This is a genomic window from Microbispora sp. NPDC004025, from assembly GCF_053604425.1.
In genome coordinates this window covers 1-12,131 of record NZ_JBSGHN010000020.1, presented here as the reverse complement: position 1 = coordinate 12,131, position 12,131 = coordinate 1, and the positions used below count along the sequence as shown (strand labels likewise).

The following is a 12,131-nucleotide window of genomic DNA, read 5'->3' as shown; positions in this document are numbered from 1 at the left end:
CCACGGCGAGCCTCGGCCGGCGGCGCAGCGCGTGGGCGACGGCCGCCAGGAGCAGGATCGTGCCCGTCGAGTAGACGGCGAAGGCCATGTTGCCGAAGCCGTAGAACCGGCCGCCGGTCACGGGCTCGTACCCGGCCACGGCGTTCACCTGCAGCCGCGAGCCCGTCACCACGTCGGCGAGGAGCGCGAGCGAGCTGACCGCGGCGACCACGGCCGGCGGCCCCAGTAGGTGGCGGCGCCACGGCCCGGCGTACGCGAGCCCCGCCACCAGACCGGCGAAGGCCAGGATCGTGCCGAGCAGGGCGGGCATCGGGTGCGCGAAGCCCCACCACGGCACGAGCTGCGCCAGGAAGATCGACACCGGGAGCGCGCCGCTGACCGTCGCCACCACCCGCGTGGTGGTGAGCATCCGCCGGTGACGCCTGACCACGACCGCGGCCAGGGCGTAGAAGAGCAGTTGCGCGGCGACCAGTGTGATGAAGAACGGCTCCCTGACCTCCCGGAGCATCTGGCTCGCCAGGTCGGCGTCGGCCAGCTCGCGGGCCGCCTCGGCCACGGGCGGCATCGCGCCGTCGCCCGTCCAGGCCCTGCCGACCGCGCCCTCGGGAGTTGGGACCCCGAGCAGGTGGGTGACCGTCGCCGTGACGTCGGTGATCGTGACCAGCGCCCGCTGCCGGGTCGAGGCGGCGGTCAGCCACCCGTGCCCGTACGGCCCGCCCGCGGCGATCGCGACGTGCAGGTGGGCGGTGGAGCCCTCGCCGCGGCCGGGGGAGTCGGACAGCCCCGCCACGAGCACGGCCGAACCGGCGGGCACCTTGGCGAGCACCTCCGCGACGGTCCGGTCGGCCGCGTTCACGGCCTCCCGGCGCGCCTGCCCGCCGGTTCCGGCGCCGGTGATCTCCCCCGCCTCGGCGACGACGAGGGCGTACGGCGTGAGGTCGGGCAGCGCGGCGGGCGTCGCGGCGTACGTCGCGACCCTGCCCGAGGAGTCGGCGGCGGCCAGAGCCGCCCCCGGGCCGATGGCCGCGATCCGTCCTCCGGCGGCGGTCACGGCGTCGGCGAGGAGCCCGAGCCGGGCCTTGAAGGGGCCGGCCTGCTGCACGGCGACCAGTTCGGACCAGTCCGGGATCGTCGCCGTGCCGCCGGGTCCGGGGAGTGGCGCGCAGCCCGGGCCCGGAGCCCCCGCACGCTGGCCCGCGGACACCGTGAGCCATCCGGCGGCCGGGCAGGTCACCGGCAGCCCCTCCGGAGGGACGGCCCTCGTGGACAGCGACCCGCTGGAGCCGCGACCGGCCAGATCCCACAGCGCGGGCGTCCGCCGCGGGTCGAGGTCGTCCCAGCGGAGCCCGGGCACCCCGATCAGCACGACCCGGCCCGTCACCATGGCTTGTCCTGCGGCGGCGGCTTGTTGTGCGGCGGTGGCTTGTTGTGCGGCGGTGGCGTGTCCCGAAGCCGACGCGGGGGCGGCGGGCAGGACGAGGGCCGCGACGAGGAGCATCAGCAGCGACGCGAAGACCTTCGCAAGCGCACCACGCCGGGCGCCGGGAAGGCCGGGCACGGTCAGCGGAGGGCGGTGCCGCGTGGCGGACAGGCCGGGCACGGCCCGTGGGTGGCCTGTGACGGCGGTGAGCGTGGGCAGTCCGCGACGCCGGTCGCGGCTCCCGCAGCGGAGGGAGCCGCCGGAGGGCCGGGCCGTGTTCGAGGGCCACGGCGAGCCGCCCGGCCGGCCGGAGGCCCGGATCGCCGGGCCCGCCGGAGCCGGTGCTGAACCAGGTGGCACTGTCGCGCGCTCCCTCATGATCGACGACGCTGTGGCCGCGGTCCTCCACGGTAACCTGCCTAATCATGACGACTGGCCGGATCGCCGGGGCCCGCCGGCCCGCCTGGGCATGGGCGCTCGCCCTCGTGGCGGTGGCCGCCGCGGCCGCGCCGCTGATCGCCTACTGGCTGACCAATCCGGAGGACCAGCGTCTGGTGGACCTGGACGTCTACCGTACGGGCGGCTGGGCGCTGCTGCGGGGCCTGCCCGTCTACGACGTGATCACGCCGGCTCCCCAGCTGCTGCCGTTCACCTACCCGCCGGTGGCCGCCATGCTGGCGGTGCCGCTCGCCCTGATGTCGTGGCCGGTCGCGCAGTGGGTGTGGACGGCCGCCATCGTGGCCGTCCTCGCCGTGACCGTCCGGCATGCCTTCCGGGCCTTCCTGGGCGGCGTGCGCGGCGCCCTTGCCGCGCCGCTGCTGTTCGCCGTGCTGTGCGTCGCGTGCACGTATCTCATGCCGATCAGGGACCAGTTCAGGTTCGGCCAGGTGGATCTGTTCCTCCTGGCGTTGTGCCTGCTGGACTGCGTGGCGCGCAGGCCGTGGTGGCCGCGCGGGATGCTGATCGGCCTCGCGACCGCCGTGAAGCTCACTCCCGGCGTGTTCCTCGTCTACCTGGCGATCACCGCGTTCCCGCCCCGGGAGGGCGACACGGCGCAGCGCAGGGCCTTCCTCATGGCGGTGTTCACGGCCGCCCTGCTCACGCTGCTGCCGTTCCTGGTGATCTTCGACGACGCCCGGGACTTCTGGTTCGGGGCGCTGCTCGACTCCGAGCGGCTGGGCGCCAACGCCGCCACCACCAACCAGTCGCTGCGCGGCATGCTGCTCAGGCTCTACCTGCCCGGCTGGCTGACCTCGGTCGCCTGGCTCGCCGCCGTCGCCGCGATCGGCTGGTACGGCTTCCGCCGCGCCCGCCGGGCCCACCTGGACGGCGACGTGACGACCGCGGTGGCGCTCACCGGGCTGATGGCGGTGCTGCTGTCGCCGGTGGCCTGGATCCACCACATCGCCTGGGTCGTGGTCGTGCTCGCGGCCCTCGCGGGGTCCGGGCGCGATCCGGTCCGGCTGCTGGTCGCGGCGGGCGTGTGGCTGTTCTACGTGCTGCCCATCCCGTGGTGGGGGGTGGCGCTCAAGGCGCTGGAGATCCCCGTGCTCAGCCCGGTCGCGGGCAAGATCGTGCAGAACGCGTTCGGGCTCGGCGCGATCGGCCTGGTCTGGCTCCTCGGCTCCTGGCTGCCGCGACGGCGGGCCGCTGTCGCCGTTCCCGCTGCGGCGACTTGACCGGCTCATTACGCTCGGTGCCGTGCTGGTTACCGTTGTGGAAATGGCCGGGGTCCTGGCGGGTGCGACCGGTGTGGCCGTCGGTCTGATCGCGCTGCGGGCCGCCCGCCGCAGTGTGCGGGAGTGCCTGGACGTCCTCGCCCGGCGGGCCGCCGTCGAGGGCGTCGAGGGCCAGGGGGACAGCAGGGCGATCCGCGACGTGGCGTTGTACCGGTACGACGCGCTCGACGAGATGACCGGCAGGCTGTCGTTCTCGGTCGCGCTCATCAACGGCTTCGGTGACGGGATCGTGCTGACGTCGATCAACGGACGCACCGAGACCCGCACGTACGCCCGTGCCGTACGCGGGGGCAAGGGAGTGCAGCCGCTGTCGCCGGAGGAGGAGCACGCCGTGTGGGCCGCCAGGCTCGGCATCGGGCCGGAGGCCGAGCCGCGCCGCGTCCCCCGCTGACGCACAGTCCCCCCGCTGACGCACGGTGCCCCCCGAGGGCGTGCCGCGCCCTCCGAGGGCGTACCGTGCCCCCCGCTGACGCGGTGTTCCCCTCCGCTGACCGGCGCCGACGTGGGCCGTCCACAGGGCAAGCGTGATCGTGGAGTTGTCCACAGGGAGCGTTTTTCGCATGCTCGCCACACGAACCTGCGGATACCCTTGAGGACATGTCGAAGCTCGCGTACCTGGGGCCTCAGGGCACCTTCTGTGAGGCGGCCCTGCGACTCCTGGAGCCGGACGCCGAGCGCCTGCCCTGCGCCAACGTCGGAGCCGCGCTCGACGCCGCCCGCGACGGCGAGGCGGACGGCGCGGTCGTCCCGCTGGAGAACTCGGTGGAGGGGGCGATCACCCAGACCCTCGACGAGCTGGCCGGGGGAAGGCCGCTCCACATCACCGGCGAGTGGCTGCTTCCGGTCGAGTTCTCCCTGCTGGTGCGGCCCGGCACCGAGCTGGGACAGATCAAGCGGGTCATCACCCACCCGGCGGCTCACACGCAGTGCCGTGGGTACATCGAGCGTGAGCTGCCCGGCGCCGTCGTTGTCGCGGCGTCGTCGACGGCCGCCGCCGCGCAGGAGGTCGCCTCTCCCGAGTCTCCGTACGACGCGGCGATCAGCCCGGCCATCGCCGGGGAGTACTACGCGCTCGACGCCATCGCCTCGGACATCGGCGATCGCTCCGACACCGTCACCCGGTTCATCAAGGTGAACCGCCCGGGGCGGCTGTCCGAGCCCACCGGAGCCGACCGCACCTCGCTCGTGGCCTTCCTCCGCGACGACCACCCGGGCGCGTTGCTGGAGATGCTGAGCGAGTTCGCGGTCCGCGGGGTCAACCTGACCCGCATCGAGTCGCGTCCCACCGGGGACGGCATCGGCCGCTACTTCTTCCACTTCGATCTCGAGGGCCACATCGCCGACGCCCGCGTCGGGGAGGCCGTCGCCGGCCTGCACCGGCTCTGTGACGACGTGCGCTTCCTCGGCAGCTATCCGCGCGCCGACCGGGTTCTCACGCAGATCAAGGAGGGTACGGCGGACGCGGACTTCGCCGAGGCCGCCGACTGGCTCGCGAAGATCCGCGCCGGTCGCGCTTGACGGGCGGAAGCCACACCGGCTCCGGTAGCCTTTGAGCCGTGATTGACCTGCGAACCCTTCGTGAGGACCCTGACCGGCTCCGGGCGTCGCAGCGCGTCCGCGGCGAGGACGATTCGGTCGTGGAGACCCTGCTGTCGCTCGACGAGCGCCGCCGTGCCGCGCTCAACAACTTCGAGTCGCTGCGCGCCGAGCAGAAGAGCATCGGCAAGTCGGTGTCCCGCGCGTCCGGAGACGAGCGCCAGGCGCTGCTCGACCGCGCGAAGGAGCTGGCCGCGCAGGTGAAGGCGGCCGAGGGCGAGGCCGCCGCGCTGGCGAGCGAGCTCGACGAGCTGCTCATGACCGTGCCGAACATCGTCGAGGAGGGCGCGCCCGCCGGCGGCGAGGACGACTACGTGGTGGTGGAGGAGGCCGGCGAGAAGCCGGTCTTCGACTTCGAGCCCCGCGACCACGTCGAGCTGGGCGAGCTGCTCGGCGCGATCGACACCGAGCGCGGAGCCAAGGTCTCGGGCGCCCGGTTCTTCTTCCTCAAGGGCGTCGGCGCGCGGCTCCAGCTCGGGCTGCTGAACATGGCGATCCAGCAGGCCGTCGAGGCCGGCTTCACGCCGATGATCACGCCCGTGCTGGTCAAGCCCGAGGCGATGGCCGGCACCGGCTTCCTCGGCGCCCACGCGAGCGAGGTCTACCGGCTGGAGGCCGACGACCTCTACCTGGTCGGCACCAGCGAGGTGCCGCTGGCGGCCTACCACTCCGACGAGATCCTCGACCGGGCGTCGCTGCCGCTGCGCTACGCCGGATGGTCGTCCTGCTTCCGCCGCGAGGCCGGGTCGTACGGCAAGGACACCCGGGGGATCATCCGGGTCCACCAGTTCGACAAGGTCGAGATGTTCTCCTACTGCCGCCCGGAGGACGCCCACGAGGAGCATCTGCGGCTCCTGGCCTGGGAGAAGGAGATGCTCGAGAAGGTCGAGTTGCCCTACCGCGTGATCGACGTGGCGGGCGGCGACCTCGGCTCGTCGGCGGCGCGCAAGTACGACTGCGAGGCCTGGGTGCCCACGCAGGGCCGCTACCGCGAGCTGACCTCGACCTCGAACTGCACCGACTTCCAGGCCCGTCGCCTGAAGGTGCGATTCCGGGACGAGGACGGCAAGCCGCAGCACGTGGCCACCCTCAACGGCACGCTCGCGACCACCCGCTGGATCGTGGCGATCCTGGAGAACCACCAGCAGGCCGACGGCTCGGTGGTCGTGCCCAAGGCGCTGCGGCCGTACGTGGGGCTCGACGTCCTGGAGCCGCTGTCCCGCTGACGGGCTGTCCATGGAGGACCTCCGGCGTGGCGGGCGACCGCCAGGTCCGGAGGTCTTCGTGTCTCATCGTGAGAAAGTCCTGGCCGCGGCGATTCGCGCGGGACACCGTCGGCCGCTGCCGGAAAGTGCGGCCGGAAGCCCCAGAGAGTGCGAAACGCCGCCCTTGGCGGTAGGGCCGTCAGGTGTGATGTAAATCTCTCAGTTCGGACGGGATTTGCGCGCGGAGAAGGCCTTGCGAGTGAAACTTTCATGCGCGGAGGTCTTTCGGCCGTCCGGGTGACCTCGACCGCTCCGCGCGCGGCCGGCCGGGCTCGGCTCTCCTCCGGGGAGGACTCGGCTCAGGCTCCTGAGCTCGGCGGCGCCGCTCTGCCCGGTCCGGACATCCCCGGGCACGCGAAAGGCGGGGCTCGCCAGGCGAGCCCCGCCTTCGTCGCGTCAGGTCAGAGGCCGCGGACGTTCGAAGCCTGCGGACCCTTCGGACCGGCGATGACCTCGAACTCGACCCGCTGGCCGTCCTCCAGGTTGCGGTAGCCGCTGCCCGTGATCGCGGAGAAGTGCACGAACACGTCGGGCTCGCCGCCGTCCGGTGCGATGAAGCCGAAGCCCTTCTCAGCGTTGAACCACTTGACGGTTCCCTGAGCCATTACTGCTCTCCCTAAGGAAGTGAATCTTGGGGACCACACCTCGTGGACCCCGGGTGTGTCGCACAGCTCCCCGGGTGGCTCATACAGTCAAACTGGTTTTCGCTACGGGAACAGCTAATACAACGCCTTCACATCTAACACTATGTAGCCCGTTGGTGTTCCACGTCTGGAGGAGATTTCTCGCCCGGGGGGCGGCCGAGGACATGCCATGGCATATCTCAGTGCACACTGGAACCTGTCATGACCTGCCCCCGCCTCGTCGCCACAGACCTCGACGGCACCGCTCTGCGCACCGACGGCACGATCTCTCCTCGTACGGCCGCCGCCTTCGCCCGGGTGGAGGAATCGGGCGGCACCCTCGTCTTCGTGACCGGCCGGCCACCGCGGTGGATGCACACCGTCGCGGGAGCCGTACGGCACCGCGGGCTCGCGATCTGCGCGAACGGCGCGCTCGTGTACGACCTCCACACCGAGGAGATCGTCGAGTCGCACCTGATCGCGTCCGACGTCCTCGAAGAGTGCGTCGCCCGACTGCGGCGGCATGTGCCGGATCTCACGTTCTCCGTCGAGTACGAGGGGGGCTTCGCGCACGAGGCCGACTACCCGCTGGGCGGGTGGGACGCCCGGGAGCTGTCCTTCGGCCGGAAGCTGGCGATCTCGGCGCTGACGGCCCGGCCGTGCGCCAAGCTGCTCGCGCAGCATCCCTCGATGGACCCCGACGAGTTGCACCGCGGGGTGCTGGAGATTGTGGGCGACATCGTGACCCCGACCCACTCGAGCGGGCGGGCGCTGATCGAGATGAGCGCGCACGGTGTGACGAAGGCCACGGCGCTGGCCACGCTTGCCGACGAGCGGGGGATCAAGCCCGCGGAGGTGGTCGCGTTCGGCGATATGCCGAACGACCTGCCGATGCTGACGTGGGCCGGCATCTCGTACGCGGTGGCGAACGCCCACCCCGACGTGCTGGCCGCCGTCGATCACGTGACGGCGGCCAACAACGACGACGGTGTGGCGGTCGTGCTCGAGACCCTGTTCTGAGTCCGCGCGTACGGGGGGTTCTAGAGGTAGGGGCCGCCCGCGCGGTGGCCCTGGTCGTCCTGCGTGGCCTGGCCCATGCCGCCGGGGAGTGCGCGGCGCATCTGCTCAAGCTGCGCCCGGGCGGCCATCTGCTGGGCGAACAGCGTGGTCTGGATGCCGTGGAACAGGCCCTCCAGCCAGCCGACGAGCTGGGCGTGCGCGACCCTCAGCTCCGCGTCGCTGGGCGCGGTGTCGCTATCGTCGGCGAACGGCAGGGACAACCGCTCCAGCTCCTCCACCAGTTCGGGCGCCAGGCCCTCCTCGAGCTCCTTGATGGAGCTCTGGTGGATGTCCTTGAGCCGCTTGCGGCTGGCCTCGTCGAGAGGAGCCGCCCGCACCTCCTCCAACAGCTGGCGGATCATGCTGCCGATCCGCATCACCTTGGCGGGCTGCTCCACCAGGTCGGCGACGGACCGCTCCTCGTGCTCGTCCTTACCGTTGCCGCCGGAGACCGAAAGGCCCTGCGGCCCCACGACCACGATCTGCGGCGTGCTCTCGTCTGCGTTCATCGATCGCTTACAACTCCTGATTCGCTCCGCTGGGGCACACCGTGCCAGGTCGTACCTGCCGGATCACCGCCCTGTCATGCGACGGGCAGCTTCGTCAGGCACTCCCGACCCGATCCAACCTAACTCACCTGACCAGCAGGAGTTTGCCGACGTGTTCCCCCTCTTCGAGCGCCTGGTGGGCGCGGGCGGCCTGGTCGAGGGGGATCCGCTCGTGCACCACGGGCCGTACGGACCCGGCCGCGACCAGCGGCCAGACGTTGTCGACGACGCCGCGGCAGATCACGCCCTTGTCGTCGGCCGGCCGGCTGCGCAGGGCGGTCGCGTGGACCGCCGCCCGCTTGGCGAGCAGCACGCCGAGGTCGAGCTCGCCCTTCGTGCCGCCCTGCATGCCGATGACGACCAGCCGCCCGCCGGTGGCGAGGGCACGGAGGTTCCCCGGCAGGTACTTCGCGCCCATGATGTCGAGGATGACGTCGGCCCGGCCCTCGAACCGCTCGGCGAAGTCCTCCTCGCGGTAGTTCACGGCCTCGTCCGCGCCCAGCTCACGGCACCGCTCGATCTTCTCCGGCGAGCCCGCCGTCACCAGCACGCGGGAGCCGTACGCCTTGGCGAGCTGGATGGCCATGGTGCCGATGCCGCTCGCGCCGCCATGGACGAGCAGGGTCTCGCCCTTCCTCAGGCGGGCGGTCATGAACACGTTCGACCACACCGTGCAGGCGACCTCGGGAAGGGCGGCGGCCTCGTCCAGCGCGATCCCCTCCGGCGCCGGCATCACCTGCTGCCAGGGGACCGCCACCTGTTCGGCGTACCCGCCGCCCGCGAGCAGGGCGCAGACCCGGTCGCCCGGCGCGAGGTGCGGGACGTTCTCCCCGACCTCTATGATCACTCCGGAGCACTCCAGCCCGGGGATCTCGGAGGCGCCGGGCGGCGGCGGGTAGAAGCCGCGGCGCTGGAGCAGGTCCGCCCGGTTGACGGCCGACGCGGCGACGTCGATGACCACCTCACCTGCGGCGGGACGCGGGTCGGGCACTTCCTGCCAGGCCAAAACCTCAGGTCCGCCGGGTTCGGAAATCACTATCGCACGCATGTGACCTAAAGTAGCGTGGCACAGAACTCGGCGGTTGCCCGTATTCACCGGGTTACGTGGCGCTAATCTGCAATGTGTTTGCTACCCCATTAGCCCAGCCCGAGGGGGTACACGGTGGCGAGACATGATCGCGAGGATCCCCATTCTCTCGAGGACCAGCTCGCGTGGCTCGACGCGATCAAGGAGATGCCCGATGAGGTGGAGATAGCGGTCAGCGCTGTCACCTCCGCCACCCTTGCCTCTCCACAGCCGCCGCCCGCCGACCCCGAGTCCGCCTCCCCGTACCCCGCCGACCCCTGGAGCCTCGTCCCGTCCGAGCCCGCCTCCGGCGGGCTGCTCCGCGGCGCCGCCGACAGCGCGACCGGCTCCGCGTACGGTGCCCCGTCGCGGGAGGACGCGGAGACCTTCGAGAGTTCGGAGACCGGCGAGGCGTCCGCCACCAGTCCCATCCGGGAGTCCACCTTCGGTGGATATTCGGGCGGCTTTGGGTATGAAAGTGGCGAAAAGTCCGGATTTGGGTATGGCGCCGAATCGGGCTACGGCGAGACGGCCTTCGGTGACGGTGGTTTCCGTGACACCGGCCTGGGTGATTCGGGCTTCGGTGACTCGGCTTTCGGTGACACGGCCTTCGTGACCAGGCCTCAGCCCTCGTCTACCGAGGAGAGCGAGGACGCGCCGGCCGAGCGCCCGGCCGCTGCGGATGCCTCCGAGAAGGGCCCCGATTCCGGCTCGGAGACGTCCGCCGCGTCGACCGGGCCCGTCAGCGCCCCGTCCTTCGAGACTTCCTACGGTTCGGCGTCCGAGTCGTCTTACGGTTCGCCGTCCGAGTCGTCCTACGAGCCGGCGTCCGAGTCGTCCTACGGCCAGGCGTCGGATCGATCGGCCGCGTCGTCCTTCGGTTCGTCAGTCGACGCGAGACCGGAGCCCTCGGAGGCGGCGGCGGAGTCGCCTAGCGGCGACCGGGAGCCGGACGACGACGGCTACTCCATCCCGCCGCCGGGCGGTTCCTCGGCCTTCACGACCCCCCTGTTCGGCGAACGGGGCTTCGGCGGCGGCGTCATCCCCGGCTCCCCCGCGGACACCGACTCCTACAACGTCGGGGCCTTCTCCGGCAGCGAGACCGTCAAGCCCGACACCCCACCGGCCTCCGGCGAGCCGTCTCCGTCGCAGGAGCCTCTGCGGGGTTGGCTGGAGCCGGCCGTACCCGTGCCGCCCTCGCAACAGGAACGCGCCACCGAGCCGGAGGAGCCTCCCGCGCGGCCCTTCGGCCCTGAGCGGCCCTTCGTCCCCGAGGGGCCCTTCGGCCCTGCGCGGGCCGAGACCGCGCCTGACTTCACGGACGACCGTTTCACCGGCTCGCTGCGGGAGGACCTGGCCGCCGAGGAGCGGAAGCCGTACGAGCCGGGTCCTGTCGCGGCGCCCGCGCCCGTGCCGTCACCCGCGCCCATGCCCCCGCCCGAGCGCGCGTCGGCGCCGAGCCCCGCACTCGAGCAGGCGCCCACCGTGGAACGCGACGCGGTGGAACGTGACGCGGTGGCGGAGCGGGAGGCGTACCAGACCGCGCGCCGCCCGGCTCCTCCCGTTTCCGCCTTCAGCTCGCCGGCGCGTACGACAGGGTCGAAGGCGGGGTCCAAGCCGACCGCCGACAGCCTCGACCCGGTCACCCTGCTGAGGGGGCGGAGGAACACCCCCGCGACGGGCTGGCGGCGGCTGGTCTACAAGGCGTCGGCCGGACTGATCAAGCCGGGCGAGGCCCCGGAGGTGCGGCGGCGCCGCGAACTCGTGCAGCGCGCCCGCACGCCCGTCGCCACCGGCCACCACCGGGTCGCCGTGCTCAGCCTCAAGGGCGGCGTGGGCAAGACCACGACGACGGTCGGCCTCGGCGCCACGCTCGCGCAGGTGCGCGGCGACCGCGTCATCGCCGTCGACGCCAACCCCGACCGTGGAACGCTCTCCGACAAGGTCGAGCTGGAGACGGCGGCCACCGTACGCGACCTGCTGAACGAGCGCGCGCAGATCAAGCGGTACGTCGACATCCGGGCCTTCACGTCCCAGACGCCCTCGCGGCTGGAGATCCTGGCGTCGGACCGTGACCCGTCGGTGTCGGAGGCGTTCAGCGCCAAGGACTACCACGCGGTGGCGCAGGTGCTGGAGAACTTCTACTCCATCTGCATCACCGACTGCGGCACCGGTCTCCTGCACTCCGCCATGTCGGGCGTGCTCGGCATGGCCGACCAGATCGTGCTGGTCAGCTCGCCGTCCGTGGACGGCGCCCGCGCGGCCTCGGCCACGCTGGACTGGCTGGAGGCGCACCACTACGGCGACCTCGTCCGGGCCGCCACCGTGGTGCTGTGCAGCGTACGGCCCCGGTCGAAGTCCACGGTGGACCTCGACAAGCTGGAGGCCCACTTCGCCGCCCGCTGCCGCACCGTGGTCCGAGTGCCGTACGACCCTCACCTGGAGGAGGGTGCGGAGATCGACCTGGACCGGCTCCAGCAGACGACCCGGGACGCCTACCTCCGCCTGGCCGCCAGCGTGGGCGACGGGTTCGCGGGCCCGCAGGCGCTGTCCGAGCGCAGGTTCTCCGAGATTCCGGACCACCTGTAGGCGACTGACAGGGCGGGAATGATCTCTTTCGCGGTCGCGGTCACGCGCCCGCGGGTGAGAGGCTAGGCTGCTGCGTGGCGCCTCCAGCGCGGGGCGCCGGGGAGAGCTCGCCTAGTGGACGATGGCGGCGGTCTTGAAAACCGCTAGGCCGGGTGACCGGTCTCGTGGGTTCGAATCCCACGCTCTCCGCTCAACCAGCCAAAACGGCGTCTGACCAGCGAGTTCG

Annotated in this window: 9 protein-coding genes and 1 tRNA gene; 7 read left to right on the top strand and 3 right to left on the bottom strand. The window is 72.0% G+C overall.

What is annotated here, in order from left to right; all coding sequences use genetic code 11:
- Positions 1 to 1,845 precede the first annotated feature (1,845 nt).
- The 4 genes from ACWEQG_RS34890 to serS all read left to right on the top strand — a co-directional run bounded on the left by ACWEQG_RS34890 (position 1,846) and on the right by serS (position 5,981).
- Positions 1,846 to 3,099: a glycosyltransferase 87 family protein gene (locus ACWEQG_RS34890; RefSeq protein ID WP_452291400.1), complete on the top strand. Its 1,254-nt coding sequence runs from the start codon at positions 1,846 to 1,848 to the stop codon at positions 3,097 to 3,099.
- A gap of 22 nt (positions 3,100 to 3,121) precedes the next feature.
- Positions 3,122 to 3,550, top strand: a complete 429-nt coding sequence (locus ACWEQG_RS34885; protein ID WP_452291398.1) for a DUF4446 family protein — start codon at positions 3,122 to 3,124, stop codon at positions 3,548 to 3,550.
- 206 nt (positions 3,551 to 3,756) lie between these two features.
- On the top strand, positions 3,757 to 4,677 hold the full coding sequence (gene pheA, locus ACWEQG_RS34880) for a prephenate dehydratase (RefSeq protein ID WP_363462698.1): 921 nt from the start codon (positions 3,757 to 3,759) through the stop codon (positions 4,675 to 4,677).
- A 38-nt stretch (positions 4,678 to 4,715) separates the two neighbouring features.
- On the top strand, positions 4,716 to 5,981 hold the full coding sequence (gene serS, locus ACWEQG_RS34875) for a serine--tRNA ligase (RefSeq protein ID WP_363462699.1): 1,266 nt from the start codon (positions 4,716 to 4,718) through the stop codon (positions 5,979 to 5,981).
- 440 nt (positions 5,982 to 6,421) lie between these two features.
- Here the strand turns inward: serS and ACWEQG_RS34870 are convergent, their stop codons facing one another.
- Entirely contained in the window at positions 6,422 to 6,625 is a 204-nt protein-coding gene (locus ACWEQG_RS34870) for a cold-shock protein (protein ID WP_041952879.1), read from the bottom strand.
- Between the two features lie 240 nt (positions 6,626 to 6,865).
- Here ACWEQG_RS34870 and ACWEQG_RS34865 point away from each other — a divergent pair, with 240 nt between their 5' ends.
- A complete protein-coding gene (locus tag ACWEQG_RS34865; protein ID WP_452291396.1) occupies positions 6,866 to 7,663 on the top strand; it encodes an HAD family hydrolase in 798 nt (265 codons plus the stop codon).
- A 20-nt stretch (positions 7,664 to 7,683) separates the two neighbouring features.
- On the opposite strand, the gene ACWEQG_RS34860 is transcribed toward ACWEQG_RS34865, so the two are convergent.
- Both ACWEQG_RS34860 and ACWEQG_RS34855 read right to left on the bottom strand, forming a co-directional pair.
- Positions 7,684 to 8,211, bottom strand: a complete 528-nt coding sequence (locus ACWEQG_RS34860; protein WP_452291394.1) for a bacterial proteasome activator family protein — start codon at positions 8,209 to 8,211, stop codon at positions 7,684 to 7,686.
- 124 nt (positions 8,212 to 8,335) lie between these two features.
- Positions 8,336 to 9,298: an NAD(P)H-quinone oxidoreductase gene (locus tag ACWEQG_RS34855; RefSeq protein ID WP_452291392.1), complete on the bottom strand. Its 963-nt coding sequence runs from the start codon at positions 9,296 to 9,298 to the stop codon at positions 8,336 to 8,338.
- Between the two features lie 114 nt (positions 9,299 to 9,412).
- On the opposite strand from ACWEQG_RS34855, the gene ACWEQG_RS34850 reads away from it, so the two are divergent.
- Positions 9,413 to 11,905, top strand: coding sequence for a nucleotide-binding protein (locus ACWEQG_RS34850; protein WP_452291390.1), 2,493 nt, complete (start codon positions 9,413 to 9,415; stop codon positions 11,903 to 11,905).
- A gap of 100 nt (positions 11,906 to 12,005) precedes the next feature.
- Positions 12,006 to 12,094 (top strand) — tRNA-Ser (locus tag ACWEQG_RS34845).
- Positions 12,095 to 12,131: the final 37 nt, after the last annotated feature.

Coding starts and splice junctions, on each gene's coding strand:
- ACWEQG_RS34870 (WP_041952879.1), bottom strand. CDS start 6,625: ATGGCTCAGGGAACCGTCAAGTGGTTCAACGCTGAGAAGGGCTTCGGC.
- pheA (WP_363462698.1), top strand. CDS start 3,757: ATGTCGAAGCTCGCGTACCTGGGGCCTCAGGGCACCTTCTGTGAGGCG.
- ACWEQG_RS34865 (WP_452291396.1), top strand. CDS start 6,866: ATGACCTGCCCCCGCCTCGTCGCCACAGACCTCGACGGCACCGCTCTG.
- ACWEQG_RS34855 (WP_452291392.1), bottom strand. CDS start 9,298: ATGCGTGCGATAGTGATTTCCGAACCCGGCGGACCTGAGGTTTTGGCC.
- ACWEQG_RS34890 (WP_452291400.1), top strand. CDS start 1,846: ATGACGACTGGCCGGATCGCCGGGGCCCGCCGGCCCGCCTGGGCATGG.
- ACWEQG_RS34860 (WP_452291394.1), bottom strand. CDS start 8,211: ATGAACGCAGACGAGAGCACGCCGCAGATCGTGGTCGTGGGGCCGCAG.